The following is a 25,959-nucleotide window of genomic DNA, read 5'->3' as shown; positions in this document are numbered from 1 at the left end:
GACACACACTGGCTTCTTGCCCTTCCATCTGGCGGTCGGCGAGGCGGCGGATTGAAGATTATTACGCCCTGAACGGTCTACCAGAGCACACGCCGGATGCTTTGCTTGCCGATTTCATCGCCCGCCAGTTTGGCTTTGCAGCTGATACCAGATTTTCAGACTGTTTGAAGAATATGGTGTTCAGCCAGCGCCTAAAAGGCACCGCGCGGCTCAACTGGATTCCGCCCAAGCCGGTGCCGGAGATTAAGCCGCCGAGGCTAGTGATCCAGATTCGCATCCACGCCCAGACGCAAGGCCGCGGCCCGCAACCGCTTGTCACGTGTCCAGAATTGCACGTCAGGCGTTAGAAGGGTTGCTGCCAGCAGGTGTGCATCGATGTAGCCGATGCCAATACCGAAGAGCCTATGAAGGTCTATAAAGGCATGAACTTCCTCGTCGTGGGCGACAATAACTGAAGGCAATCCACGTAGCGCTTCGAGAATGAGGTCTCTTTGCCGAAGACTGCCCAGTGCCAACTCCCCGATGATGAAAGGATGGGAGAGAACCTGCCGTTTGCTGAGCGATTGGGAAAGGACGGGATCATCATGACGCAAATGATCAATCCAGACCGAAGTGTCGACCAAGATCATACAGGATCGGGGCGTCGGCGTGGCGCGGCTTCACCATGAGGCTCAGTGCCACCAAGGCGGACAAGCCGCGCTGAGCTCTCCCTTTCTATGAGGGCTTTCAGCGCTTCGCGAACGAGTGACGATTTTTCGGTCAGGCCGGTGAAAGCCTGTGCCTTCGCGACAAGTTCATCATCGAGAGCGACTGTAGTCCGCATAAAACTGCTCCTTTTCAGGCACGAAATATAGCATCAAATGGTGCTATTTCCAGTGGCTTCGTTGATCGTTTGGGGTTATTATTTTCGCGCGAAAATGGAGCAGACCGCGCGGCGTGCCCCAATCTCGCCTTGGTCCAGACGACCCCACCTCAGCTTAGCCTGTTGATGGACTCGCGCATGTGATCGACGCTGACGCTGGAATAGCGCTGGACCATCCGCAGCGATTTCCAGCCGCCCATGTTCATGATGGTGATGAGGTCGATGCCCGCCATGACGCAGTGGGACGCCCAGTGGTGGCGCCAGTCATGGACGGTGAAATCCTCTACCCCTGCGCGCTTGCACGCGGTGGCGTGCTGGTTCTTGATGGGGTTGCCGCCGGGGATCTTCGCCTTGCGCGTGTCCTGATAGGGTTTGCCGAACCGGTTGAGGAACACATGCCCCGTCGTCGGCTGACCTTGCTTTTCCCAGATCGGGCGCAGCACGTCCATGACACGTGGATGCATCGGCACGGATCGGATGATCGCATTCTTGGTGTGATTGAGTCGGATCGAACCCTCCTTCATATCGACGCCGTTCACGCCCCACGGCAACTGCAATGCAGTCTGGATGCGTGGGCCATGGAAGGCGAGCAGGGTGATGATCGGCTGTATGTGCGGTGAGTAGGCCGCGATCAACCGGTCGCGATCCTCCTTGCTGAGGAAGCGCACCCGTTCATTGTTGAAGGGGATCGCCTTGATCCGCAGAGGCGGGAGGTCGTGCAACTCATGATAGACATTGATCGCAGCCTGGAACACGGAGCGATAGCGATCCTGGCCCGCCGGATCATGGCCGGTCAGGTAGGCGCGGCGAAAATGCTCCCACGCTTGCTTGGGTTCGCGCAGGCTGAAGTCGCCGATGAGGCCATTGAGCTTGCCGATGCGCAGGACGTCGGACGCACATGGGGGCTTTGCCTTCGTCAGATAGCTATCGAAGGCCTGGGCGATGGTTCCCTGCGCGACGAGAGCGGCCGGACCGAACATCAGCCGGTGCCGCAGCTTCGTTTCATGTTCCGCCATCAGGTGCGCCGCAGCATCGCGGTCGCTCGTTCCTGTGCTGAATTCCTTGACGATGATCTTTTTCTTACCGAGTCCGACTGAGCCCCGGATGTAATAGATGCCGTGCTTCCCACGGGTACGGATGGAGAGCATCTTGGTTTCCTTTCTATTTGATCGCGGCCTGTACCGGGCAGATTTTTCTGCAAGCGTGAACAAGCGGCGCGTCATGTTTTATGAAGGTCGGGCGCATTCCGTCGCCCAGATCGGCGTGAGCTTCACGGCGAACCAGGGCGGAGTGTCGCGAGACAGCAAGCAATTGGTCCGCGACCTTGCGGCGGTGCCCGAGCTCTCAGCGAACGGGAGGCTTTTCGCTTGGCATCGGCGCGCTGGCCGCTGACCGGTGTACCCCGTCGGCCCAGCTTTGCCGGCTTCAGCGAAGCTTTCCTTTTGGCTTTGTTCGCCGCCGCCGAATGATTGTCGACCGCCTTCGTCTGGCGGGGTTTGAACCGTGTCCGCGACTCGGGAATTGGCTGCGCTGGCCCAGCATCCGCACGCCCAGAATTTGCCAAAAGAAGGGGGAGATTTGCCCAAAATTTGCCGAAAATGGCGGCGGCCAGGTTCGACCTGCGTCGGCCTGCAGGCAAACAAAAACCCCGCCAAACCGTTGATTTGACGGGGTTTTCGATGGTGGGCGTGGCAAGGATTGAACTTGCGACCCCTGCGATGTCAACACAGTGCTCTACCACTGAGCTACACGCCCACGGTGGAGTGGGCCAATAGCGGGGGGGGGGAGGCAGCGCAAGCGGGAAATTGAGCCGTGCCGCTATTCTTCTGGACAGCAGCCCGCCAAGCCATATGTTGCGGCGCGAAAAGGGGACGCCAAACACCATGCTGCCATCGCCAACGCCGTCTGACCAGCCCATCGTGCGCCTGCCATTCTATCGCCAGCTCTATGTCCAGGTGCTGATCGCCATCGCCGCGGGCGTGGCGATCGGGCATTTTTTTCCCGAAACCGGCGTCGCGCTCCAGCCTCTGGGAGAGGCCTTCATCAAGCTGGTCAAGATGATCATCGCGCCGGTCATCTTCCTCACCATCGTGACCGGCGTGGCGGGGATGAAGGAGCTGGGCGCGATCGGCCGGGTCGCGGCCAAGGCCTTTGCCTATTTCCTGACATTTTCCACCCTGGCGCTGATCGTCGGGTTGATCGTCGCTAATGTCGTCCATCCGGGCGCGGGACTGAATATCGATCCCGCCACGCTGGATGTGGGCAAGGTCGCCCAATATCAGCAGCAGGCGCATGACCGGACGCTGACCGGATTCCTGCTGGACATCATTCCCGGCACGCTGGTTTCGGCCGTGGCGGACGGGCACAATATCCTGCAGGTGCTGTTCGTCGCGATCCTGTTCGGCATCGCCCTCACCATGATCGGCGAAAGGGCCGATCCGCTGATGACGGTGCTCGAATCGGCCAGCCATGCGATCTTCAAGCTGGTGTCCTTCCTGATGAAGGCGGCGCCGCTGGGCGCTTTCGGCGCCATGGCCTTCACCATCGGCAAATATGGGGTGGGGGCGCTGGCCAATCTGGCCGGCCTGGTGGCGACATTCTACCTGACGTCGATATTGTTCGTGCTGGTGGTGCTGGGGCTGGTCGCGCGGCTGGCCGGGTTCAACATCCTGCACCTGATCCGCTATCTGAGGGCGGAACTGTTGCTGGTGCTCGGCACATCCTCCTCCGAAGCGGCGCTGCCGAGCCTGATCGAGAAGATGGAGCGGGCCGGATGCCGCAAATCGGTGGTCGGGCTGGTGGTGCCGACGGGCTACAGCTTCAACCTGGACGGCACCAATATCTATATGACGCTGGCGGCGCTGTTCATCGCGCAGGCGACCAATGTGCACCTTAGCCTGGAGGAGCAGATGTTGCTGCTGCTGGTCGCCATGCTCTCCAGCAAGGGGGCGGCGGGCGTGACGGGGGCGGGGTTCATCACGCTTGCGGCGACGCTTTCCATCGTGCCTTCGGTGCCGGTGGCGGGCATGACGCTGATCCTGGGCGTCGACCGCTTCATGAGCGAATGCCGCAGCCTCACCAATTTCATCGGCAACGCGGTCGCGACGGTCGTGGTGTCGGCATGGGAGAAGGGGCTGGACCGGGAGCGGTTCGCCGCCGCCATGGCCGGGCAGCCTCTGCCGCCGACGCCCGATATGGAAGAGGTCGTCGCCGGCTGACGCCTAGTTCAGCCCGGTCAGGCTTTCCGTACCGAACATGCGCTCCACCTCCAGCACCAGTTCGCGCAGGTGGAAGGGCTTGGACAGGACTTTTGCCTGCGGCACGGCCTTGCCCGCCTTCAGCGTGACCGCGGCAAAGCCGGTGATGAACATGATTCGCATGTCGGGCGCGACCGCGGCGGCATGCTGGGCCAGTTCGATCCCGTCCATTTCCGGCATGACGATGTCCGTCAGCAGCAGGTCGAAACGGTCGCTGTCGATATGCGGCACCGCCTGCGCGCCGGTAGCGACGGACACGACCTCATAGCCCGAGCGCTCCAGGGCGCGGGCCAGATAGGCGCGCATGCTTTCATCATCTTCCGCCAGCAGAATTCGAATCATTGCCCCGTACGTCTCGTCCCTGGCCTGTGACGGCCGACCCCCTGATCGCCCCCTTCGCGGATGGCGTGAAGCGACTATATATGCGACAAGGTGTAAATATTATCCAGCCGAGTAACCATTTTTGGGCGGCCGCCTGTGAAAGGATCTTGTTTGGGACATAGCGCGCCGCCGGTTCCGACCGAAACCACGCCCGCCTACGATCTTTACGAGCCCGCTGTCCCCGCCGGGCCGGTGGTCGTTTCCGTGCCGCATGCGGGCCGTGATTATGACGCGGCGTTGCTGGCGCAGGCGCGGGTGCGGCGGGATGTTCTGCAAAGGCTGGAGGATCGCTGGGCGGACATGCTGGCCTATCCGCTGGTGGATCAGGGCGTGCCGGTATTGGTGGCGCGGGTGCCGCGGGCGGCGATCGACCTCAACCGGCATGAGCGGGAGATCGATGCGGCCATGGTCGGCGGCATTCCCCGCGACGTCCCCCTGCAAAGCAGCGCCAAGTTGCGCGGCGGGCTGGGCCTGATCCCGCGCCGCTTGCCGGGCGCGCATGAACTCTGGCAGCGCTCGCTTGGCTGGGCGGAGGTGGTGCGCCGGATCGAACTGTTCCACAGGCCCTATCATGCGACGCTGGCGCGGCTGATGCGGGCGGCGCGGGATGCCTATGGCCATGCGATCCTGATCGACCTGCATTCCATGCCTCCGCTGCCCCCGCCGACGGCCGGCCAGGCTGCCGCCGGGCTGGTGCTGGGGGATCGATTCGGCCGCAGCGCTTCGGCCCGGCTGATGACGCTGGCGGCGGACGTGGCGGCCGCCCACGGCATCGCGGTTGCGCAGAATCATCCTTATGCGGGCGATCACATGGTGGAGCGCCATGGCAGGCCGATGCATGGGCTTTATGCCATCCAGGTGGAATGCGACCGAAGCCTTTATCTGGACGAGGCCATGGACCAGCCGGGGCCTGGCCTTGCCGCCATGCAGAAGGTGGTGGCGGCCATCGTGAACGCCCTGGCGCATGAGTTGCCGCGTTCGGACTATGCGATGGCGGCGGAGTGATTGGGAAGAATAGGGCGTCAGGGCCGATCGGCATTCAACCCATGACGGCCTGCAAAATGGGTGAAGCGAGCCACGTGTCTCGCTGCAATTTCCGCGCTTCCGGCGCATCGTCGCCCAAAAACGGCGCCTACGGAAAAAGGGCGGCGCACAAGGCGCCGCCCCCATTTCCTCCGGCCGCGGCCGGAAAGCAGTTCCGCTTGCGCGGGGCTTGACCGAACTTACTTGAGTTCGACGGTCGCGCCGGCTTCTTCCAGCTGCTTCTTGATCTTTTCGGCTTCGTCCTTGCCGACGCCTTCCTTGACGGCCTTCGGCGCGCCTTCGACCAGCGCCTTGGCTTCGGTGAGGCCCAGGCCGGTGATGGCGCGGACTTCCTTGATGACGTTGATCTTCTTGCCGCCGTCGCCGGTCAGGACGACGTCGAATTCGTCCTTGGCTTCTTCAGCGGGAGCAGCGCCGGCGCCACCACCGGCCGGAGCGGCAACCGCGACGGCAGCGGCGGCCGAAACGCCCCACTTTTCTTCCAGAGCCTTGGAAAGCTCGGCGGCTTCGAGGACGGTCAGGGCCGAGAGCTGGTCGACCAGAGCATTGATGTCTGCCATGTTACTTTACCTATTCCCTTCTGGGCGGGGCGTTGGAAGGCCCCTTAAACGAGAGTTGAAAACAGTCTTTTCGGGAAATCCCGCGGCGATCAGGCCGCGTTCTTTTCCGCATAGGCGTTGAAGACCCGCGCGAGCTGGGCAGCCGGCGCCTGGGTGACGGTCGCGAGCTTGGTCGCGGGCGCAACGAGCAACCCGACGATCTTGGCGCGCAGTTCATCCAGCGACGGCATCGAGGCGAGCGCCTTGACGCCCTCCGCGTTCAGCAGCACTTCGCCCATCGCGCCGCCAACGATCTCTAGCTTGTCGTTGGTCTTGGCGAATTCGACCGCAACCTTCGCGGCTGCGACCGGATCGGCCGAGGAGGCGAGGCCGACCGGGCCGGTCAGCAGGTCGCTGATGCCGGTATAGTCGGTGCCTTCAAGGGCGATCTTGGCGAGGCGGTTCTTCGTAACCTTGTAGGTGCCGCCGGCTTCGCGCATCTTCTGGCGGAGCTGGGTCGACTGGGCGACCGTCAGCCCGAGGTTGCGGGTCACGACGACCACGCCGACCTCTGCCAGATGTGCGTTCAGCGCGGAAACGACCTCAGCTTTCTGATTACGATCCATGCCTTTACTCCACTTCATGTTCACCGGACGGCCCGATGAACGGCAAAACCCACGGGCGAACCCGCGGGGCATTGGTCCGAAGGGGAGAGATCGACTGGCCCGTATCCCTCAAGGAGAACAGGCAGACCCGGACAGGCGCTTGCGCCCGGCCGGCAAAGAACTTTTCCCCGTCTAGGCCGGAAATTAAGAAGGGCAGATTCCCTTCACCGACTGTCTCGGACGGAAGGCCACCGGCACTGCTGCCAGGGGCCTGCTGCGTGCGCCCCTACAGATTTACAGGAGGCATGTCACGCGGATTCTGACGAAGGGTCGGATCGGAGCGCGGAAAAGCGCGGTTTTCCGTCGAAGTTCACAGTGTATGCGCGCGCGGGCGTGAGCGCGCGTAGGCGTGGTGGGAAGCGGATCGACATTTCAAAGACGGGGGCGGGATAGGCGGGCCGGGGGATGTAGGACAGAAGAAAGGGGAGGGGCTGCGGGAAATAGGATGGTTTTTGCGCAAGCTGTGGCCTGTGGGTGACAGCCGGCAGAGCAGCGCAGTTTGCGGCCAAGGAGCGGGATCCCGGCTCAAGGCCGGGATGACGGGAAGGAGGCTGTCTGGAAGCGACCATCCAAGACATTCCCCTCCCACCTGCGGGAGGGGGAATGACGGCTGACCACCCAACCCCGTCACCCCGGCCTTGAGCCGGGGTCTCGCTGCCTTCTGCCTTTCAGGCGGGCAGGTTAAACATGTGCTGCCAGTCGGGGTTGTTGCGTTCGATCAGGTCGAATTTCCATGCGCGTCGCCAACGCTTGAGACGTTTTTCCTGTTTGACGCAGGTTGCGATGTCCTCGCCAAGCCCCGGGGCGACGAGCATGAGGCGGCCGATCTCACGCCATGGCCATGCTTATACCCGGTCCGCCTGCACCACCGTGTCGAGACCCCGCAGCGCCGACAATATGCGGTTCAAATGCTGCGCGTCGGCCACTTCCAGGTCGATGATGTCGGTGTGGAACGGGCCTTCGCGGTTCACCAGTTGCAGGTTCAGAATGTTCGCCTTGGTCGCGCCGAACACGTTGGTGACGGCGGCCAGCGCGCCCGGCTGGTTCTTGACGATCACCTGGAGCCGCGCCGTGCCGCCCTTGGACTTGCTGTCCCAGCTCAAATCCACCCAATCGTCGTCCTGATCCACCTCCAGCGAGCGGCAGTCGATGGTGTGGACCTCGATCGGTTCGCCGGTGCGGCGGACGCCGACGATGCGGTCGCCGGGAACGGGGTGGCAGCAGTCGCCCAGATTATAGGCGATGCCCGGCGTCAGGCCGCGGATCGACACCGGGGCGTGCTGGCGCGGATGGGCTTCCTCCACCCCCTCCGCGCTGGTGGAGCCGGGGATCAGCGCCTCCATCACCTCCGAATCGAGCAGGCGGTGCGTGGCGATGGCGACCATCAGCGAGGCGCGGTCGTCCAGCTTCAGGCGCTTGAGCGCCGCCTTCAGCGCCTTGTCGCCCAGTTCGCTCGCCAGTTCGGGGGAGAAGCGGCCGATAATCTCCTCATAGAGCTTCTCGCCCAGCGCCACTTCCTCGCCGCGCTGCTTCTGGCGGATATAGCGGCGGATGGCGGCGCGGGCCTTGCCGGTGATGGCGAAGGTCAGCCAGCCGGGCTGCGGTTCCTGCCCCTCGGATTTCAGGATTTCGACCTGGTCGCCATTTTCCAGCATGGTGCGCAGCGGCACGACCCGGCCGTTGACCTTCGCGCCCACGGTCTGGTTGCCGAGCGACGTGTGCACCGCATAGGCGAAGTCCACCGGCGTCGACCCCTTGGGCAACTGGTGCAGCTCGCCCTTGGGGGAGAAGGCGAAGATCCGGTCCTGATACATCGCCATGCGCGTATGTTCGAGCAGTTCGTCCGCGTCCTGGCTCTGTTCCAATATTTCGACCAGGTCGCGCAGCCATGCCGCCTGATGGTCGCTGGCGTCGCCCTTCTGCTTGTAGGCCCAGTGCGCCGCCAGGCCGAGTTCGGCGTCATGATGCATGTCGCGGCTGCGGATCTGCACCTCTATCCGGGCATTGTCCTGATGGATGACCGTGGTGTGCAGCGAGCGATAGCCGTTGCGCTTGGGCGTGGAGATATAATCCTTGAACCGGCCCGGCACCATCTTGAAGGTCTGGTGGATGACGCCCAGGGCGCGGTAGCAATCCTCCGCCGTCTCGGTGATCACGCGGAAGGCCATGACGTCGGTCAGTTGCTCGAAGCTGATATGGCGTTCCTGCATCTTCTTCCAGATGGAATAGGGATGCTTCTCCCGCCCCGACACCGTGACCGGCAGCCCCTTGCCGCCCAGCAGCAGTTGCAGTTCCGCGCCGATCCGGTCGACCTTGTCATGGCCGCCTTCCTTCAGTTGCTCCAGCCGCTTGGTGATGCTGTCATAGGCCTCCGGCTCCAGTTCGCGGAAAGCCAGAAGCTGCATCTCGCGCATGAAGTCGTACATGCCGATCCGCTCCGCCAGCGGGGCGTAGATGTCCATCGTCTCGCGGGCGATGCGGCGGCGCTTCTGCTCATTCTTGATGAAGTGCAGCGTGCGCATATTGTGCAGCCGGTCGGCCAGCTTCACCAGCAGCACCCGGATGTCGTCCGACATGGCGAGCAGGAATTTGCGCAGATTTTCCGCCGCCCGCTCATTTTCGGACATGGCCTCGATCTTGCTGAGCTTGGTGACGCCGTCGACCATCCTGGCGACGTCCTTGCCGAAGGCCTGCTCTATCTCCTCATAGGTGACCAGCGTATCTTCTATCGTGTCGTGCAGCAGCGCGGTCACGATGGTCTGGTCGTCCAGGTTGAAGTCGGTCAAAATGCCTGCGACTTCAATGGGATGGCTGAAATAGGGGTCGCCGCTGGCGCGCTTCTGGCTGCCGTGCTTCTGGACCGAAAACACATAGGCGCGGTTGATCATCGCTTCGTCCGCTTCCGGATCGTAGCGCTTTACCCGTTCAACAAGTTCGTACTGGCGTAGCATCCTGTTGCGATTGTCCGCGATGCCCCTTGCTGTGCAACAAAAAAATCCCATCTTGGGTGAATAGCGATGCGCTTTTGCAACGCGGGTGGCTTTGAGCTATCAAGTGAGACGATGACACATATTCTGGCGCAGGATCTGGAGCAATGCGCGCTGCCCGGCGCATTGGAAGCGATGGGAGAACGCTGGTCGTTCCTCATATTGCGGGGCGCTCTTTCGGGAATCCGGCATTTCGAGGAGTTTCAATCGACTCTCGGCATTGCCCGCAACATCCTGGCGAATCGGCTCGCCCGGCTGGTGGAAAACGGCATCATGGTGCGTCAGCCCATGCAGTGCGACCGGCGCAAGGTCGAATATCGCCTGACCCAGAAGGGGGAGGATCTGGCCCCCGCGATGATCGCGTTGCGCCAATGGGGCGAAAAATGGGGCTGCGGCCCCGCATCCTGCCAGGTGCTGGCCGACGGCCGCGACCGGCAGCCGATCCGCAAGATGACCATCCAGGCCCATGACGGCCGGGTGCTGGAGCCGGGCGACCTGATCTGGCTTTGCGTCGATGAGGAAACGCCGGTCCGGCAGGAAGCCGCCGTCGCCTGACGCAATGGGCGCGCGCCCTGCATCGGTCGGTCATGCTGAAACAAGTTCAGCATGACGGTTGTTCTGACAGCCTATGATGCTTTAGGCTGACGCCAATGTCAGTGCATCGTTTCCAGCCCCAGCCCTTTTTCGCGGACAAGAATCGCGCCTTCTGGAACCTCCAGTCCGTGGGATGGGCCGGCGCGTTCCTGTTGCGCGGGTCGTCCACCATCGCCAACGGGCAGCCGCTTTCCAGCCTGATCCCGGTGATGATCTCCACCGTGTCGGGCTATTCGGTGACGCTGCTGATCGCGGTGGTGTTCCGCTTCCTCCAGCGGCAGCGGCCCATCGTCACCTGGGGCGCGTCCATCGTCACGGTGGTGGTCGCGGCGGGGCTGGTGGCGTTCATCGACGCCTGGGTGTTCTCGACCCAGAATAGGGGCAGCGACACGGCAGGGCTGCAACTGTTCCTGGGCGCCTTCTACCTTTCGATGACGCTGCTGGGCGCATGGTCGGCGCTTTATTATGCGATCAATTTCTACCTGACGGTGGAGGAGCAGGCGGACCAGTTGCTGCGGCTGGAAAATCAGGCGTCCAGCGCGCAACTCGCCATGCTGCGCTATCAGCTCAATCCGCATTTCCTGTTCAATACGTTGAACAGCATCTCCACGCTGGTGCTGCTGAAGCAGACGGACCGGGCCAATGCCATGCTGTCGCGCCTGTCCTCCTTCCTGCGCTATACCCTGATCAACGAACCGACCGCGCAGGTGACGATAGAGCAGGAGATCGAGACGCTGAAACTCTATCTGGAGATCGAGAAGATGCGGTTCGAGGACCGTCTGCGGCCGGTCTTCAACATCGATCCGGCGGTGGCGCAATCGCGCCTGCCCTCCCTGCTGCTCCAGCCGCTGGTCGAAAACGCCATCAAATACGCGGTCACGCCCAAGGAAGAAGGCGCGGAAATCTCCGTCACGGCGCAGCCTGCCGGTGAAAACGTCCGGATCATCGTATCCGATACGGGTCCGGGATTGAATGAGGGGTTCACCCGCCCGAACAATCCCGTCAGCGAAGGAACGGGCGTCGGGCTGGCGAACATCCGCGACAGGCTGATTCAGGCCTTCGGGGAACGACAGAGCTTCGAAACGCGTTCCACGCCTGGCGGCTTTTCGGTCCTGATCGAAATGCCGCTTAACCTGGATGAACCATCGAGAGTGGCCGCATGACCATCAGAACAATCCTCGTCGACGACGAAAGCCTGGCTATACAAGGCCTCAAGCTGCGTCTGGAAGCGCATGAGGATGTCGAAATCGTAGAAACCTGCTCCAACGGCCGCGAAGCGATCCGCGCCATAAAGACGCACAAGCCCGACCTTGTGTTCCTCGACATACAGATGCCCGGCTTCGACGGATTTTCCGTCGTGCAGGGGCTGATGGAGGTGGAACCGCCGCTCTTCATCTTCTGCACCGCCTATAGCGACCATGCGATCCGCGCTTTCGAGGCGCAGGCGGTCGATTATCTGATGAAGCCGGTGGAGGAGGGAAGGCTTGCCGACGCGCTGGACCGGGTGCGCCAGCGCCTGTCCGAAAAACGCCAGGTGCAGGAAGTGGAAAAGCTGCGCGAAGTGCTGGCGGAGGTCGCGCCGGACGCGATGAACGACTTTGCGGGCGATGGCGACGCGCCCGCCGCCAACCGCTTCGAAAAGCTCATCAACATCAAGGATCGCGGGCAGATCTTCCGCGTGGACGTCGATTCCATCGAGCGGATCGACGCCGCGGGCGACTATATGTGCATCTATACCGCCGACAATTCGCTGATCCTGCGCGAGACGATGAAGGATCTGGAAAAGCGGCTGGACCCGCGCAATTTCCAGCGGGTGCATCGTTCGACCATCGTGAATCTAAGCCAGGTGCGGCAGGTGAAGCCGCACACCAACGGCGAATGCTTCCTGGTGCTGGAATCCGGCGCGCAGGTGAAGGTCAGCCGCTCCTATCGCGACGTGGTGGCGCGGTTCGTGCATTGATCGGAGTGTAAGAGTGACGTGCTCCTGCGAAGGCAGGAGCCTAGTTCAGACGGTGCGGTTGCAGGTCGAAGGCAGAACTGGGTTCCTGCCTTCGCAGGAACACGGTAGAGAAAGCCGGTGAGCAAGCCCGGTTACGTCTACATCATGGCCAGCCGCCGCAACGGCACGCTTTACCTGGGCGTAACCAGCGATCTCGTCAAACGCGCCTGGCAGCATCGCAACGGCTTGGGCAGCGAATTCAGCGCCGAATATCGCTGCCATTTCCTGGTCTGGTACGAGGCCTATGACGATCTTCAGGAGGCCCGCCTCCGCAAACTTCGCATGAAGAAATGGAAACGCGACTGGAAGCTGCGCCTGATCGAGACAGCAAACCCCGGCTGGCGCGATCTGTTCGAAGACGTCGCCCAATAAAATATCCGTGCTCCTGCGAAGGCAGGAGCCCAGTTCCAACGTCCGACCGGGTTCCCGCCGGCGCTAGAACATGGTTCAACTCATTCTAACGAAACACCCATTGCCGATTAAGCCCGAAAACCACCGCCGGGGTTACGAACAGCATGGCCGGGATGGGCGACCATTCCGGCCATTGCATATGGGTCACGCACAACCACACCCATAGCGCGTTCAGCGCATAGCTGACCAGCGACACCGCGACGAAGCGGACCCCCCGCGCCGCCTGGTTGTCGCGCCCGCCATGCCCACGAAAGGTGAAGCTGCTGTGCGTGACATAGCCGACCGCCACCGCCGCCAGATAGCCGATGCCGTTGGCGACCTGCGGATGCAGCCCGACCGGCGCGGCCAGCGTCCAGTAGATCGTCGCCTGACAGGCGGTCACGAACAGCCCGGTCAGGCCGTAACGGACGATCTGCCAGAACAGCGCCTGCTTTTCCGGTGTGAAGATATGAAGGATTTTCATGCCGCCCCGTTGCGCTTTGATGCGGACCCTCTAATCGAGCCACCATGAAACTGCAAAGCTGGCCTGTCCTGCGCGCGCGCATCCTTCCCCTGGCGGCGAAATTGTCGCTCTACGCGGAACGGAACTGGAAGTGGCTGACCGTCCTGCTGTGGATCGGCGCCATGGCCTATATGGTTTCCACCCGCTGGCCGCAGATACAGTGGCTGACGCTGAACGATACCGACGACAATATCCGCTATCTGCAGGTGAAGGACTGGCTGGCCGGGCAGGGTTGGTACGACCTGCGGCAATATCGGCTGGATCCGCCCGCCGGGTTCGACATCCACTGGTCGCGGCTGGTGGACCTGCCGCTGGCGGGGCTGATGCTGTTCTTCCGCGCCTTCCTGGACCAGGGGCTGGCCGACCGGCTGGCCTGCGGCATCGCGCCGATGATCCCGCTGTTGCCGCTGATGCTGGGGCTGGGCTTCATCGCCCGGCGGCTGGCGGGGGGGAACAGCTGGTTCCTGGCGGCGCTGGCGCCCTTCGCCGCGCAGATGGGCATCAGCATGTTCCTGCCGATGCGGATCGACCATCATGGCTGGCAACTGGCCTTCACCGTGCTGATGCTGGCGGGCGTGGTCGACCGCAACTGGCTGCGCGGCGGCATCGTCGCGGGGGTCAGCAGCGCGCTGTCCATCGCCATCGGCATGGAGATGATCGTCTATCTGGCGGCGGGCGGCGCGCTCATCGCGCTGCGCTGGGTGTTCAAGGACGGCGCGGCGCGGCGGATGCTGCCCTATGCGATCAGCCTTGGCGGCGCGACGTCGGTGCTGTTCATGCTGTTCGCCAGCTACGCGAACCGGGAAATGCTGTGCGACGCCATCTCGCCCATCTGGGTCGCGATCTTCGCGGCGGCGTCGGCGGGGATGGCGCTGCTGGCGCTGCTGCCGCTCAAAAACTGGCCTGCGCGGCTTGGCGCGGGGCTGGTGGTCGGCGCGGCGGTGGCGGCCTTCGCCTGGACGAACTGGCCGCAATGCCTGTCGGGCGCCTATCAGATCTCGCCCGAATTGCAGAAGCTGTGGCTGGCCAACATCCGCGAGGCCAAGCCGATCACGGTGCAGGCGCGCAGCCTGGTGGTGCCGTTGATGGCGATACCGGCGGCGGGCCTGATCGGCCTGCTCTGGGCGCTGTGGGACGCGCGCAGGGACGCCGACCGGCTCTGGGCCTGGGCCACGGTGGGCCTGATGATGCTCTTTTCCACCGCGCTGCTGTTCTGGCAGCTTCGGGCCGGTCCGGCGGCGCAACTGCTGGCCATACCGCCCGCCGCCTGGGCCGCCTATCGGCTGCTGTGCCTGATCGCGACGGGAAGGCCCGCCGTTCGACTGGTCGCGGCGCTGGGCGCGGCGGCCCTGGCCGGCGCGGCCTTCGCGACGCCGCTTTATCCGCAGATCAACCGGCTCTGGGTCATGGCGACGGGCGAGCAGCCCAAGCCGCAAAAGCCCAAGGCGCAGGCGCGGCGGAAGGCCATCGCCAACGCCAATGGCCGTTGCCGCACCCTGCCGGCGCTGGAGGTGCTCAATCAGGTGCCGCCCGCCACCATCTTCACCATGGTCGACCTGGGGCCGCGCCTGATCGTCGCGACGCATCACAGCGCCGTGGCTGGCCCCTATCACCGCAACGGCGCGACGATCCTGGACATGCACCATGCCTATGACGGCCCTGCCGACGCGTTCCGGCCGATCGCGGCGAAGCACCATGCCGCCTATCTGCTGGTGTGCCCCGGCTTTCCCGAAGGCACCATCTATCAGGCGCGCAGCCCCAGGGGCTTTTATGCCGGGCTGATGCGGGGCGACGTGCCCGGCTGGCTAAGGCCGGTGCCGCTGAGGACGGGGATGACGCTGCCCTACACGCTCTACCGCATCGATTATTCAGCGCCGGGCGAGAAAAAAATCCCGCAGCAGCGTTGATGCCTCGGCCTGCGCCAGGCCGCCATAGACTTCCGGCCGGTGCAGGCATTGCGGCTGGGTGAAGAAACGCGGTCCCTGTTCGATCGCGCCGCCCTTGGGGTCCGCCGCGGCGTAATAGAGGCGGGCGATGCGGGCGTGGGAGATCGCGCCGGCGCACATGGCGCACGGTTCCAGCGTCACCCACAGGTCGCATCCGGCGAGGCGAAAGTCGCCCAGATGGGCCGCCGCGGCGCGGATCGCGACCATTTCGGCATGGGCCGTGGGGTCATTGTCGCGCCGGTTGCGATTTTCCCCCTCCCCGATGGTCCGGCCGTCCAGGGTGACGACCGCGCCGATCGGCACTTCGCCCGCTTCGCCGGCGGCGCGGGCCAGCTCCAGCGCGCGCCGCATCGGTTCGGGCAGGGGGAAGGGGGAAGGCATGGCTTCGCCCATAGAGGATAAGCGCGCGCGAGGGGAGGGGGGGCGGTTCCGCGGAAAGCAACCTGTTCCTGCCTTCGCAGGAACATGGAGGGTCTTTTCACGGCTTCTGCACATCCACCGTCGGCACCTCGACCGTTTCCTTGCGCTTGCCGACCTCGACCTTGGCCACGCTGGCCTCATATTTGGGCAGGGAGCCACCCTTGACCGCGATTTCCGGCAGGCGCCCTTCCTGCGTCTTTTGCAGGTCGATGAAGCCGGTGGCGATGCCGCCGGCCAGGACCAGCAGCAGGATCAGCAACAGGCCACCAATGAATCGCATTTCCGCCTCCTTTGGCTTATGGGCCTTCAACGCTCATGAGTCGGAAAGGGTTGCGGCCCGGAAAGGCGCTGGGCGGGTTGACGCGCGCGGGGAATCCCGTTATCCGCGCCGCTTTCCGAACGAACCCGAATTACAAGGTTGATTGACTATGTCGCGCATTTGCGAGCTGACCGGCAAGGGTCGCCAGGTGGGTCACAATGTTTCCCACGCCAATAACAAGACCAAGCGCGTGTTCCTGCCCAACCTGCAGAACGTGTCGCTGATCTCCGAAGCGCTGGAAACGACCGTGAAGCTGCGCGTGTCGACCCATGGCCTGCGTTCGGTCGAGCATAATGGCGGCCTGGACAACTGGCTGCTGAAGACCAGCGACGACAAGCTGTCGCTGAAGGCCCGCCGCCTGAAGCGCGATATCGCGAAGAAGAAGGCTGCCGTCGCGGCCTGATTCGGTTCGATTCGTTCGCTTGAAGAAGCGGCCCGGCGACGGGCCGCTTTTTTGCGTTGGCCGATGTTGGAGGAGAAATTGCGGAGGTCGTGCCCCCTTCCCCTCCACCAGCCTTCGGCTGGTCCCCCTCCCCATCTACCGATGGGGAGGAATAGGGTAGGTCAACTCCCAAGAGGCCTTATTCCCAATCCAACCCGAATTTCAGCAACAGGGTCCGCTGGAAGAATTCATGATTGTCGTCGGATGCGATCCAGACGATCCTGCGCCCGCCCTCCCGCGTCACGGCCAGCCCTTCGAAATTGTCCGCCAGCAGCGGCGGCGCCAGCCGGGCCAGCGCCCGCGCCTTCAGCCGGTCGCCGGGGCGCGGCCGTTCCGGCAGTTCGATCATCGCCAGCGTCGCGGTGAACAAGGATTGCAGGGTCAGCCGCCGGTTGAGCACCAGCACATGCCGCTCGTCCAGCGCCACCGCATCGGTCGGGCGATAGCCCCGCGGCGGCACATAGCGCAGGTGCATGGGGTGCGCGGTCGCGGCCTCCGCCGGGTCGCCCGCGAACAGCAGCGCGTCGTGGCTGCCGTCGGCGGTCATGCCCATCTCCGCCAGCACCAGGAAACGCCCATCGGACAGCCGCGCCAGCGATTCGATCGATCCGGTTTCGGGCCAGGCCTCCATCTCCGGCCAGGTGCGGCAGGCCTCCACGCGGGCGAAGCCGGGCGAATAGCGGCAGACCATCTGCTGCAATTCGAAACCCACCCAATAGCGCCCGGTGGCGGGGTCGCGGGCCATCGCTTCCGAATCCCAGGCCCACCAGGGGCGGTCGCGGTCCTGCGGCCGGATGGGGAGGGGGGCGATGAACGGCCGCCGCTCCCCCCTGCCGGAACCTACGTGGAACCCCATCAGCGTGCCGGAATCGCTCAGCGCCAAAATCTGCCCGTCCGGTTCCGCCAGCAGGGACGATATGCCGCCAAACCCATGATGCGCGCTGCTCAATTGCCATCCGCCCAGATAATGAAGCGGCCCCAGGTCGCGCTGGCCGGGATCGGCGGCGTTCAGCGGCAGGGGGCGCGCCCTCACCAGCAGCGGGCCGGGGCCGAAGGGTTCGGGCTTGTTCTTGTGCGGCGCGGGAAGCAGCAGGATCGCGAGCAGCAGGACGATCAGGATTCGGCGCATCGCCCCTGCCATAGGGGATAATCGGCCGCCGTGCAGGGTTTTTCGCGGCGCTGGCCTCGGCGCGCGAAAAGCGCGATAAGCTGTCGGGCGGTCGCTCCGATGCTGAACGGCGGCTGACATCGCCATTCAGGCTTGGCTCAATGCGAATCGGGCAGAAAGGGCTTCAATCGATGGCGAGTCCCCGCTTGGGAAGACCCTGCCGGGATCGAGGGCTAATGAGGAGCAACGCCATGAAGACGAAGTTTCTGATCAATCTGGGGGCGGCGCTGGCGATGGGCGCTGCCTCTCTTGCCGTCACCGCAACGCCGGCCATGGCCCGCGACGGTTGGGGCCGCCATTATGAACGCGGCGACTATTATCGCGGCGACCGGGGTTATCGCGGCTATCGCGACGGCTATTACCGGGGCGGCGGCTATTATCGCGGCGATCGCTATTATCGGGGCTATCGCGGCTATCGCGGCGGCTATCGCTGCCGGGACAACGGCACGGGCGGCACCATCATCGGCGCGATCGCCGGCGGGCTGCTGGGCAATGAAGTGGGCAAGGGCAGCGGCCGCTATGGCCGTCGCGGCGACGGCACCACGGGCGCCATCATCGGCGCGGGCGTGGGCGCGTTGGCCGGGCGGGCGATCGACCGGGATTGCTGATCCATCGCCTAAAGATGAACGAAAAAAGGGCCGCTCCACCGGGGCGGCCCTTTTTTCGTTCGGGCAAGGCAAAGAAAAGGGCCGCCCCGTTTCCGGCGCGGCCCGTTCCAGACAATTCCCGGATAGGGAATTACATCGCGTTCGCGGCAGCGTTGCCGGCCGTGTTGGCAACGTTCGAAGCGGCGTTCGAAGCGTTGTCGGCGGCGTTCATCGCGGCGTTCATGGCGTTGTCGGCAGCGTTCGACGCGTTCTCGGCAGCATTGGCCGACGCGTTGGCGGCATTTTCCGCACCGCCCGAGCAGGCGGCCAGGCCGAGCGACGCGGCGAGAACGAGCGAAAGAGCAATCGACTTGGTCATGGGTTAACCCCTCTCTGAGAATAATAACGGCGCAGACCACTCTCGGAGAAAAGTTCACCCCCCATTGCGTCTGCGCCGCGATTCGTAATGAATCCGGCGACTCATGGCAATCCCAATCATGCGCCAAGCCCGTGATTTGGGGCTGCAAGGGGTCGAACGGCGCCGTTCCGAACGGCCATTGACGTATATAAAGATTTCTTTATATGATCCTGTCATGAGCGCGGCACTCGACATTTTCCGGGCATTGGGCGATCCCACGCGGCTGCGCATCATCCATCTGTTGCGCGCCATGGAACTGGCCGTGGGCGAGATCGCGCAGGTCGTCGGGCAAAGCCAGCCCCGCGTGTCGCGCCATGTCCGCATCCTGGCCGAAGCCGATCTGGTCGAACGGCGCAAGGAAGGCAATTGGGTTTTCCTGCGCCTGAGCAAAAAGGCGGAAATCGCGCCTTTCCTGACGCTTTTCGACCAGCTTGTCCCGTCGGAGGGCGAATTGCTGTGGCAGAAGGCGGACCTCGCCCGGCTGGCCGCGGTGCGGGCGGATCGCGCCCAGGCGGCGGAAAGCTATTTCGCCGAACATGCCGAGGAATGGGACGCGATCCGGTCGCTCCATGTGCCGGAGGGGGATGTGGAGGCGGCGATGACCGCTCTGCTGGGGGCGGAACCCATCGGCCATCTGCTCGACATCGGCACCGGCACCGGGCGCATGATCGAATTGTTCGGCCCGTCGGCGGACCAGGTGACGGCGCTGGACCGCAGCCCCGACATGTTGCGGCTGGCCCGCGCCAAGCTGCCGGAGGATGCGGGCGACAAATACGCGCTGGTGCTGGGCGATTTCGGCGCCCTGCCGCTGGAGCCGGGCAGCGCCGACACGGTGGTGCTGCATCAGGTGCTGCACTATGCGCAGGCGCCCGAAGCGGTGATCGAGGAAGCGGCGCGGGTGACGGCGGCGGGCGGCCGCGTCCTGATCGCCGATTTCGCGGCGCATGAACGGGAGGAACTGCGGCTGCGCGACCAGCATGCGCGCCTGGGCTTTTCCGACGATCAGATCGAAAGCTGGTTCGCGGACGCGGGCCTGGAACTGGAGCGGGTGGAGGTGCTGCCCGGCCAGGAACTGACGGTGCAATTATGGCTGGGGCGGCGCCGTGGCGCGCGCGTCCTGCCAATCGAAGGACGACTTTCCGCATGACCCTTGGTTTCCCCTCCGTCGAAGCGGCCCAGGCCTGGCAGGCGCCGCTCTACGCCGATCTGGCGGGCGACGTGAATGTGAGCTTCGAATTCTTCCCCCCCAAGTCGGAGAAGATGGAGGAGCAGCTATGGTCCGCCATCCAGACGCTGACGCCGCTGGCCCCGAAATTCGTGTCCGTCACCTATGGCGCGGGCGGATCGACGCGGGAGCGGACGCACAATACCGTCGCCCGGATCGCGAAGGAAACGCCCCTGTCGGCGGCGGCGCATCTGACCTGCGTGGCGGCGAGCAGGGCCGAGATCGACGAGGTGGCGGACGCCTATTGGGAGGCGGGCGTGCGGCACATCGTCGCCCTGCGCGGCGATCCGCCGGAAATGGGCGCGAAGTTCGAACCCCATCCGGATGGCTATAAGGGCGCGGCGGAACTGGTCGAGGGATTGCGCAAGCGTCACCCGTTCGAGATTTCCGTGGCCGCCTATCCCGAAACCCATCCCGACGCGCAGAGCGCGCAGAGCGACATCGACAATTTGAAGCGCAAGCTGGACGCGGGCGCGACGCGGGCGATCACCCAATTCTTCTTCGAGCCGGACACCTTCTTCCGCTTCCGCGACACGGCAGCGGCGGCGGGGATCGACGCGGACATCATCCCCGGCATCATGCCGGTCAGCAATTTCGCGGCGGTCCAGCGCATGTCGGCCATGTGCAACACCGACGTGCCGGGTTGGATGGGCAAGCTGTTCGAAGGGCTGGACGACCACGCCGCCGCCCGGCAACTCGTGTCCGCGACGCTGGCGGCGGAACTGTGCCGCAAACTCTATGCGGGCGGCGTGCGCGACTTTCATTTCTACACGCTCAACCGGGCGGAACTGAGCTATGCGATCTGCCATCTGCTGGGGTTGCGGCCGGTGGCGACAAATGCGGTTTGAAATTTTCCGTTCGTCCTGAGTAGCCATTGAGCCCGTCGAAATGGCGTATCGAAGGACCGCCCTTCGATACGGGTCTTCGACAAGCTCAGCCCCTACTCAGGACGAACAGTGGTTATTCAGGAAGCGAGTTTGGTGGAATGACGCCCGAACAACAATTCCGCGCCGTGGCGGCGGAAAAGATCATGATCTTCGACGGCGGCTACGGCACGTCGATCCAGAAGCACGGCCTGACCGAGGCGGATTATCGCGGGTCGCTCGACCTGGCGAAGGACCAGAAGGGCAATAACGACCTCCTGTGCCTGACCCGCCCGGACATCGTGGAGGGCATTCACGCCGCCTATCTGGATGCCGGCGCGGACATGATCGAGACCAACACCTTCTCCTCCACCAAGATCGCCATGGCCGATTATGGCTGCGAGCATCTGGTGCGGGACATCAACGTCGCCGCCGCCCGGATCGCCCGCAAGGCATGCGAAGCCGCGAGCGCGAAGGACGGCCGCCCGCGCTTCGTGGCCGGTTCCATCGGCCCGACGAACAAGACGCTGTCGATTTCGCCGGACGTCAACGATCCCGCCTATCGGGAGGTCGACTATGACACGCTGAAGGCCGACTATCGCGAACAATGCGACGCGCTGATCGAGGGTGGGGTGGATTTCCTGCTGGTGGAAACCTGCTTCGACACGCTGAACGCCAAGGCGGCGGGCATGGCGGCGCGGGAGGCGGAGGCGGCGGCCGGACGGCCCGTGCCGCTGATGCTGAGCTTCACCATCACCGACATGTCGGGCCGCAACCTGTCCGGCCATACGATCAACGCCTTCTGGTATTCGCTGCGGCATTTGAAGCCGCTGACCATCGGCGTGAACTGCGCCTTCGGGGCGGACCTGCTGCGGCCTTATCTCAGCGAACTGGCGAAGAATGCCGACACGCTGATCCTGGCCTATCCCAATGCGGGCCTGCCCAATGAACTGGGGCAATATGACGAACTGCCCGAAACGACGGCGAAGCTGATCCGTCAATGGGTGGATGAGGGGCTGGTGAACATGGTCGGCGGCTGCTGCGGCACCACGCCCGCGCATATCGGCGCGGTGGCGAAGGCGCTGGCGGGGCAGAAGCCGCGCCAGGTGCCGGAACTGCCGGTGGTGACGCGGCTCGCGGGCCTGGAACCCATGCATATCGCGGCGTAAAATAATGTTCCCCCTCCCGCAGGCGGGAGGGGGTTAGGGGGGTGGGCCGATCCAGGCGCTGTCCCCGGAAAAGCCCACCCCCAGCCTCTCCCGCTTGCGGGAGGGGAGCAGGTAGTAAAATGACTGAGACCTCCCCCGATCTTTCCCGCGCCAATTTCGTCAACATCGGCGAACGCACCAACGTCACCGGATCGGCCAAGTTCAAGAAGCTGATCATGGCGGGCGATTATGCCGCGGCCATCGACATCGCCCGCGATCAGGTGGAGAACGGCGCGCAGATCGTCGACGTCAACATGGACGAGGGCCTGCTCGACGCGGTCGAGGCGATGACCACCTTCCTGAAGCTCATGACGTCGGAACCGGACATCAGCCGGGTTCCGGTGATGATCGACAGCTCCAAGTGGGAGGTGATCGAGGCGGGCCTGAAATGCGTCAGCGGCAAGCCGGTCGTGAACTCGATCAGCATGAAGGAGGGCGAGGAAGCCTTCCTGCACCACGCCCGCCTCTGCATGGCCTATGGCGCGGCGGTGGTCGTCATGGCCTTCGACGAAACCGGCCAGGCCGACACGAAAGACCGCAAGGTCGAGATTTGCGAGCGCGCCTACAAGCTGCTGCTGTCCATCGGCTTCCCGCCGGAGGACATCATCTTCGACCCCAATATCTTCGCCGTGGCGACCGGGATCGAGGAACACAATAATTACGGCGTCGACTTCATCGAGGCGTGCCGGGAGATCAAGAAGCGCTGCCCGCACGTCCATATTTCGGGCGGCCTGTCGAATTTCAGCTTCTCCTTCCGCGGCAATGAGCCGGTGCGGCGGGCGATGCACAGCGTCTTCCTCTACCACGCCATTCCCGCCGGCCTCGACATGGCCATCGTCAACGCCGGCCAGCTAGACGTCTATGACGCCATCGACCCGGCGCTGCGCAAGGCGTGCGAGGATGTGCTGCTGAACAGCGATCCCGAAGCGGGCGACCGCCTCGTCGCGCTGGCGGAAAGCTACAAGGGCAAGGATGCGGCTTCCGAAAAGGCGGCGCAGGAATGGCGCGGCTGGCCGGTCGCCAAGCGGCTGGAACATGCGCTGGTCAAGGGCATCGACATGTATGTGGTCGAGGATACGGAGGAAGCCCGCCTCGCCGCCGAAAAGCCCATCCAGGTGATCGAAGGCCCGCTGATGGACGGCATGAACGTCGTCGGCGACCTGTTCGGCGCGGGCAAGATGTTCCTGCCGCAGGTCGTCAAGTCCGCCCGCGTCATGAAGAAGGCGGTCGCGCACCTCCTCCCCTTCATCGAGGCGGCGAAGGAGCCGGGCGCCAAGGGCAAGGGCAAGATCGTGATGGCCACGGTCAAGGGCGACGTCCACGACATCGGCAAGAATATCGTCGGCGTCGTGCTCCAGTGCAACGGCTTCGACGTGATCGACCTGGGCGTCATGGTGCCGTGGCAGGACATTATCAGGGCCGCGAACGAGAATGACGCCGACATGATCGGCCTGTCGGGCCTCATCACCCCCTCGCTGGACGAGATGGTGACGGTCGCAGCGGAAATGCAGCGGGCGGAAATGACCATGCCGCTGCTGATCGGCGGCGCGACGACATCGCGGGTGCATACCGCGCTGCGCATCGATCCCGCGTTCAAGGGGCCGGTGGTCCATGTGCTGGACGCCAGCCGGGCGGTGGGCGTGGCGACGGCGCTGGTGTCCGAGACGCAGAAGGATGATTTCGTCGCCCGGACCAAGGACGATTACGACCATGTCCGCAAGGCGCGAGAGGGCAAGGGCCAGAGCAAGCTGCTCGACATCGAGGAAGCGCGGGCCAACGCCTTCGAGATCGATGAGAGCCTGAAACCCGGCAAGCCCCGCCTGCCTGGCGTCCATCGCTTCCCGGACTGGGACTTGAAGGATCTGCGCCACTATATCGACTGGACGCCCTTCTTCCGCGCCTGGGAACTGGCGGGCAATTATCCTGCGATCCTGGACGACGAGGTGGTCGGCGAAAGCGCGACCAGCCTGTTCAACGACGCGCAGGCGATGCTGGACCGCATCGTCGATGAAAAATGGCTGACGGCGCGGGGCGTGGCGGGCCTGTGGCCCTGCCGCCGGGAGGGCGACGACATCATCGTCCATGTCGAGGATGAAAAGCATGTCACCCTGCCGATGCTGCGCCAGCAGATCGCCAAGCGGGAGGGCAGGGCGAATATGTGCCTGGCCGACTTCATCAGCCATGACGGCGACTGGATGGGCGGTTTCGCCGTGTCGATCCACGGCATCGAGCCGCATCTGGCCCGCTTCAAGAACGCCATCGACGATTATTCGGACATATTGCTCAAGGCGCTGGCCGACCGCCTGGCCGAAGCCTTCGCCGAGCGGCTGCACCATTATGTCCGCACCGCGCTATGGGGCTATGCGGAGGGCGAGCAGCTCACCAACGAAGCGCTGATCAAGGAACAATATCGCGGCATCCGCCCGGCGCCGGGCTATCCCGCCTGTCCGGAACATAGCCTGAAACCGCTGCTGTTCGACATGCTGGACGCGCATCACGCGACCGGGATTTCGTTGACGGAGAGCTTCGCGATGCTGCCGACGGCGGCGGTCAGCGGCTTCTATTTCGGGCACCCGCAGGCCGAATATTTCGGCGTGGCGCGGATCGGGCGCGACCAGTTGGAGGATTATGCCCGGCGGCGCGGGGTCGACATGGAAACGGCGGAACGCTGGCTGCGGCCCAATCTGGACTGAACCCTGGCCTTATGAACACCGTGCTCCTGCGGAGGCAGGAGCCCAGTTCAGACGGTTCGATGATAGACGGACGGCGGAACGGGGTTCCTGCCTTCGCAGGAACGCTAGGTGCTTGCGCCTAACGCGCCTCGTGGTTCGCCGCGACCGCCTTCGCCACCGCCTGCATCAACTGCCAGCGCGTGGGGATCGGCTCGGTGGTGCTGCCGATCATCACCGCCACCGCATAGCTGGTGCCGTCCGGCGCGGTCATGATGCCGATGTCGTTGAACCCGGTCGACCGCGCGCCCAGTTCCTGCCCCGTGCCGGTCTTGTGCAGATAATGCCAGCCCGCCGGCACGCCGCCCTTGATCCGTTGCGGCCCGGTCTTCGCCTCGCTCATGATCGACATCAGCAGTTGCGACGACGCGGGCGAGAGCATGTCGTTCTGCTTCAACTTCGCCAGCGCCTGCACGATGGAGGAGGGCGCGGCCCCGTCCGGCGGGCTGGCGAGATAATTGTCCAGCGCCTTCTGCCGCACCGCCATGGGCAGCCTGGCCCGCGCTGCGTAGAAATTGCGGCCGATGGAATAATCCTGCCGCCATTCCAGCCCCGCCGTGGTGGATTGCAGCAGCCGCTCGCCGGGGCCGAAGCGGATATCCTTGATGTAGCGACGCGCCAGATAGCCGCGCACCGCGTCCGGCCCGCCGACGGCGCGCAGCAGCGCGTCGTTGGCGGTATTGTCGCTCTGCGTCATGGCGCGGCGCATCAGGTCGGAATAGGTGGTCGTCCAGCCCGAATTGCCCACCAGCGCGGCGGTCGGCTGGTGGAACAGGGTCAGGTCCTTCTTCGTTATGGTGGTGCTGTCGCTCAGACGGATCTTGCCCCGGTCCACCGCGTCCAGGAAGGTCATCGACACCCACAATTTCGACACGCTCTGCTGCGGGAAGAGCAGATTACCGTTCCACGCGACCGTCCAGTCGCTGCCGATGCGGCGCACGGCGATGCCGACCTTGCCGTTGAAGCTTTGCCCCAGATTGCGGACCACGCTGACCAGTCCGGGCGGCGGCGTTTCCCGCTGGTCGACCTTCAGCGCCTCGAAGGGCTTGGGCGGATTGGCGACCGGCTTGATCGGGAAGGTCGCGGTGGAGGGCTGCGGCCGCTGCTGGACCGCCGCATAGGGTTGCTGCGGCGCGCTGACGCAGGCCGAAAGCGCCGCCATCAACAGCACGGGACGGCCCCAGCCGCCCCTGCCGCCATTCGGGCCGCCGCCATTTGGACGCCCGCCGCGCCCTTCCTTGGAAATGATCATCGAAATCCCCGCACTCTCCTTGTCCATTAGGGTTCAGACCCGCGACGGGTGACAAGAATCATGCGACGAACGATTCCACAAATGCGATGTAAGGAGGCTGAACGGGACATGCCTTAACTCAGTTGAGGTTCAGGCGAAGGC

At 64.1% G+C, this 25,959-nt stretch carries 28 protein-coding genes and 1 tRNA gene; 14 read left to right on the top strand and 15 right to left on the bottom strand.

From position 1 onward, the window contains the following. Positions 1–257: 257 nt before the first annotated feature. The 3 genes from Sj15T_RS11075 to Sj15T_RS11065 form a co-directional block, all read right to left on the bottom strand. Positions 258–629, bottom strand: coding sequence for a type II toxin-antitoxin system VapC family toxin (locus Sj15T_RS11075; RefSeq protein WP_013041067.1), 372 nt, complete (start codon positions 627–629; stop codon positions 258–260). Beyond that, positions 626–823 carry a type II toxin-antitoxin system VapB family antitoxin gene (locus tag Sj15T_RS11070; RefSeq protein WP_013041066.1) on the bottom strand — a complete coding sequence of 66 codons (198 nt, stop codon included), beginning with the start codon at positions 821–823 and terminating at the stop codon, positions 626–628. The genes Sj15T_RS11075 and Sj15T_RS11070 overlap by 4 nt, the downstream gene beginning before the upstream one ends. Before the next feature lie 149 nt (positions 824–972). Next, positions 973–2,010 carry a site-specific integrase gene (locus Sj15T_RS11065; RefSeq protein ID WP_013041065.1) on the bottom strand — a complete coding sequence of 346 codons (1,038 nt, stop codon included), beginning with the start codon at positions 2,008–2,010 and terminating at the stop codon, positions 973–975. 1 nt (position 2,011) lies between these two features. On the opposite strand from Sj15T_RS11065, the gene Sj15T_RS11060 reads away from it, so the two are divergent. After that, positions 2,012–2,254, top strand: a complete 243-nt coding sequence (locus Sj15T_RS11060; protein ID WP_065846227.1) for a hypothetical protein — start codon at positions 2,012–2,014, stop codon at positions 2,252–2,254. Positions 2,255–2,542: 288 nt separating this feature from the next. Here Sj15T_RS11060 and Sj15T_RS11055 read toward each other — a convergent pair. After that, positions 2,543–2,617 (bottom strand) — tRNA-Val (locus Sj15T_RS11055). A gap of 128 nt (positions 2,618–2,745) precedes the next feature. Here Sj15T_RS11055 and Sj15T_RS11050 point away from each other — a divergent pair. Next, the gene (locus tag Sj15T_RS11050) at positions 2,746–4,080 is read left to right on the top strand and encodes a dicarboxylate/amino acid:cation symporter (protein WP_013041063.1); all 1,335 of its coding nucleotides are present in this window, start codon (positions 2,746–2,748) and stop codon (positions 4,078–4,080) included. A 3-nt stretch (positions 4,081–4,083) separates the two neighbouring features. Here the strand turns inward: Sj15T_RS11050 and Sj15T_RS11045 are convergent, their stop codons facing one another. Then, positions 4,084–4,461, bottom strand: a complete 378-nt coding sequence (locus Sj15T_RS11045) for a response regulator (RefSeq protein WP_007687442.1) — start codon at positions 4,459–4,461, stop codon at positions 4,084–4,086. Between the two features lie 150 nt (positions 4,462–4,611). Here Sj15T_RS11045 and Sj15T_RS11040 point away from each other — a divergent pair, with 150 nt between their 5' ends. Next, a complete protein-coding gene (locus Sj15T_RS11040; RefSeq protein WP_013041062.1) occupies positions 4,612–5,505 on the top strand; it encodes an N-formylglutamate amidohydrolase in 894 nt (297 codons plus the stop codon). Positions 5,506–5,723: 218 nt separating this feature from the next. Here the strand turns inward: Sj15T_RS11040 and rplL are convergent, their stop codons facing one another. From rplL to Sj15T_RS11020, 4 genes are all read right to left on the bottom strand, one after another. Continuing rightward, complete coding sequence (rplL, locus tag Sj15T_RS11035) at positions 5,724–6,104, bottom strand: 50S ribosomal protein L7/L12 (protein WP_013041061.1); 381 nt, start codon at positions 6,102–6,104, stop codon at positions 5,724–5,726. A gap of 89 nt (positions 6,105–6,193) precedes the next feature. After that, positions 6,194–6,709: a 50S ribosomal protein L10 gene (gene rplJ, locus Sj15T_RS11030; protein ID WP_007687448.1), complete on the bottom strand. Its 516-nt coding sequence runs from the start codon at positions 6,707–6,709 to the stop codon at positions 6,194–6,196. Positions 6,710–7,416: 707 nt separating this feature from the next. Continuing rightward, on the bottom strand, positions 7,417–7,563 hold the full coding sequence (locus Sj15T_RS11025; protein WP_013041059.1) for an endonuclease: 147 nt from the start codon (positions 7,561–7,563) through the stop codon (positions 7,417–7,419). A gap of 30 nt (positions 7,564–7,593) precedes the next feature. Next, entirely contained in the window at positions 7,594–9,699 is a 2,106-nt protein-coding gene (locus tag Sj15T_RS11020) for a bifunctional (p)ppGpp synthetase/guanosine-3',5'-bis(diphosphate) 3'-pyrophosphohydrolase (protein WP_013041058.1), read from the bottom strand. Positions 9,700–9,810: 111 nt separating this feature from the next. On the opposite strand from Sj15T_RS11020, the gene Sj15T_RS11015 reads away from it, so the two are divergent. The 4 genes from Sj15T_RS11015 to Sj15T_RS11000 all read left to right on the top strand — a co-directional run bounded on the left by Sj15T_RS11015 (position 9,811) and on the right by Sj15T_RS11000 (position 12,700). Beyond that, positions 9,811–10,290, top strand: a complete 480-nt coding sequence (locus tag Sj15T_RS11015; protein ID WP_007687456.1) for a winged helix-turn-helix transcriptional regulator — start codon at positions 9,811–9,813, stop codon at positions 10,288–10,290. Between the two features lie 95 nt (positions 10,291–10,385). Beyond that, the gene (locus tag Sj15T_RS11010; protein ID WP_007687467.1) at positions 10,386–11,492 is read left to right on the top strand and encodes a histidine kinase; all 1,107 of its coding nucleotides are present in this window, start codon (positions 10,386–10,388) and stop codon (positions 11,490–11,492) included. Then, the gene (locus tag Sj15T_RS11005) at positions 11,489–12,289 is read left to right on the top strand and encodes a LytTR family DNA-binding domain-containing protein (protein WP_007687468.1); all 801 of its coding nucleotides are present in this window, start codon (positions 11,489–11,491) and stop codon (positions 12,287–12,289) included. Before Sj15T_RS11010 ends, Sj15T_RS11005 begins: the two co-directional genes overlap by 4 nt. Positions 12,290–12,406: 117 nt before the next feature. Beyond that, positions 12,407–12,700 carry a GIY-YIG nuclease family protein gene (locus Sj15T_RS11000; RefSeq protein ID WP_013041057.1) on the top strand — a complete coding sequence of 98 codons (294 nt, stop codon included), beginning with the start codon at positions 12,407–12,409 and terminating at the stop codon, positions 12,698–12,700. A gap of 85 nt (positions 12,701–12,785) precedes the next feature. On the opposite strand, the gene Sj15T_RS10995 is transcribed toward Sj15T_RS11000, so the two are convergent. Then, positions 12,786–13,202 (bottom strand): GtrA family protein, encoded by a 417-nt coding sequence (locus tag Sj15T_RS10995; protein ID WP_013041056.1) that lies wholly within the window; start codon positions 13,200–13,202, stop codon positions 12,786–12,788. 44 nt (positions 13,203–13,246) lie between these two features. On the opposite strand from Sj15T_RS10995, the gene Sj15T_RS10990 reads away from it, so the two are divergent. Continuing rightward, positions 13,247–15,148: a hypothetical protein gene (locus Sj15T_RS10990; protein ID WP_013041055.1), complete on the top strand. Its 1,902-nt coding sequence runs from the start codon at positions 13,247–13,249 to the stop codon at positions 15,146–15,148. Here Sj15T_RS10990 and Sj15T_RS10985 read toward each other — a convergent pair. Together Sj15T_RS10985 and Sj15T_RS10980 are read right to left on the bottom strand one after the other, a co-directional pair. Continuing rightward, entirely contained in the window at positions 15,110–15,568 is a 459-nt protein-coding gene (locus Sj15T_RS10985) for a nucleoside deaminase (protein WP_041386567.1), read from the bottom strand. The genes Sj15T_RS10990 and Sj15T_RS10985 overlap by 39 nt on opposite strands. Positions 15,569–15,665: 97 nt before the next feature. Further along, positions 15,666–15,887 carry a hypothetical protein gene (locus Sj15T_RS10980; RefSeq protein WP_013041053.1) on the bottom strand — a complete coding sequence of 74 codons (222 nt, stop codon included), beginning with the start codon at positions 15,885–15,887 and terminating at the stop codon, positions 15,666–15,668. 148 nt (positions 15,888–16,035) lie between these two features. Between Sj15T_RS10980 and rpmB the strand changes: the two genes are divergently transcribed. After that, positions 16,036–16,329, top strand: coding sequence for a 50S ribosomal protein L28 (gene rpmB, locus Sj15T_RS10975; RefSeq protein ID WP_007687480.1), 294 nt, complete (start codon positions 16,036–16,038; stop codon positions 16,327–16,329). Between the two features lie 178 nt (positions 16,330–16,507). On the opposite strand, the gene Sj15T_RS10970 is transcribed toward rpmB, so the two are convergent. Then, on the bottom strand, positions 16,508–17,497 hold the full coding sequence (locus Sj15T_RS10970) for an esterase-like activity of phytase family protein (protein ID WP_013041052.1): 990 nt from the start codon (positions 17,495–17,497) through the stop codon (positions 16,508–16,510). Positions 17,498–17,727: 230 nt separating this feature from the next. On the opposite strand from Sj15T_RS10970, the gene Sj15T_RS10965 reads away from it, so the two are divergent. Beyond that, positions 17,728–18,144, top strand: a complete 417-nt coding sequence (locus Sj15T_RS10965; RefSeq protein ID WP_007687483.1) for a glycine zipper 2TM domain-containing protein — start codon at positions 17,728–17,730, stop codon at positions 18,142–18,144. A 130-nt stretch (positions 18,145–18,274) separates the two neighbouring features. Here the strand turns inward: Sj15T_RS10965 and Sj15T_RS10960 are convergent, their stop codons facing one another. Continuing rightward, on the bottom strand, positions 18,275–18,502 hold the full coding sequence (locus Sj15T_RS10960; protein ID WP_007687485.1) for a hypothetical protein: 228 nt from the start codon (positions 18,500–18,502) through the stop codon (positions 18,275–18,277). A gap of 214 nt (positions 18,503–18,716) precedes the next feature. On the opposite strand from Sj15T_RS10960, the gene Sj15T_RS10955 reads away from it, so the two are divergent. The 4 genes from Sj15T_RS10955 (at position 18,717) to metH (ending at position 24,530) form a co-directional block, all read left to right on the top strand. After that, positions 18,717–19,688, top strand: a complete 972-nt coding sequence (locus Sj15T_RS10955; protein ID WP_013041051.1) for a metalloregulator ArsR/SmtB family transcription factor — start codon at positions 18,717–18,719, stop codon at positions 19,686–19,688. Then, positions 19,685–20,614: a methylenetetrahydrofolate reductase gene (gene metF / locus Sj15T_RS10950; protein ID WP_013041050.1), complete on the top strand. Its 930-nt coding sequence runs from the start codon at positions 19,685–19,687 to the stop codon at positions 20,612–20,614. The genes Sj15T_RS10955 and metF overlap by 4 nt, the downstream gene beginning before the upstream one ends. A gap of 137 nt (positions 20,615–20,751) precedes the next feature. Then, the gene (locus Sj15T_RS10945) at positions 20,752–21,798 is read left to right on the top strand and encodes a homocysteine S-methyltransferase family protein (RefSeq protein WP_013041049.1); all 1,047 of its coding nucleotides are present in this window, start codon (positions 20,752–20,754) and stop codon (positions 21,796–21,798) included. Between the two features lie 119 nt (positions 21,799–21,917). After that, positions 21,918–24,530 (top strand): methionine synthase, encoded by a 2,613-nt coding sequence (gene metH, locus Sj15T_RS10940; RefSeq protein WP_013041048.1) that lies wholly within the window; start codon positions 21,918–21,920, stop codon positions 24,528–24,530. 118 nt (positions 24,531–24,648) lie between these two features. On the opposite strand, the gene Sj15T_RS10935 is transcribed toward metH, so the two are convergent. After that, positions 24,649–25,818: a serine hydrolase gene (locus tag Sj15T_RS10935; RefSeq protein WP_007687495.1), complete on the bottom strand. Its 1,170-nt coding sequence runs from the start codon at positions 25,816–25,818 to the stop codon at positions 24,649–24,651. Positions 25,819–25,959 lie beyond the last annotated feature (141 nt).

The organism is Sphingobium sp. TA15, from assembly GCF_037101235.1.
Classification (GTDB): domain Bacteria; phylum Pseudomonadota; class Alphaproteobacteria; order Sphingomonadales; family Sphingomonadaceae; genus Sphingobium; species Sphingobium indicum.
Note: the sequence above shows the minus strand (reverse complement) of the source record. Positions and strands in the feature narration are given on the sequence as shown.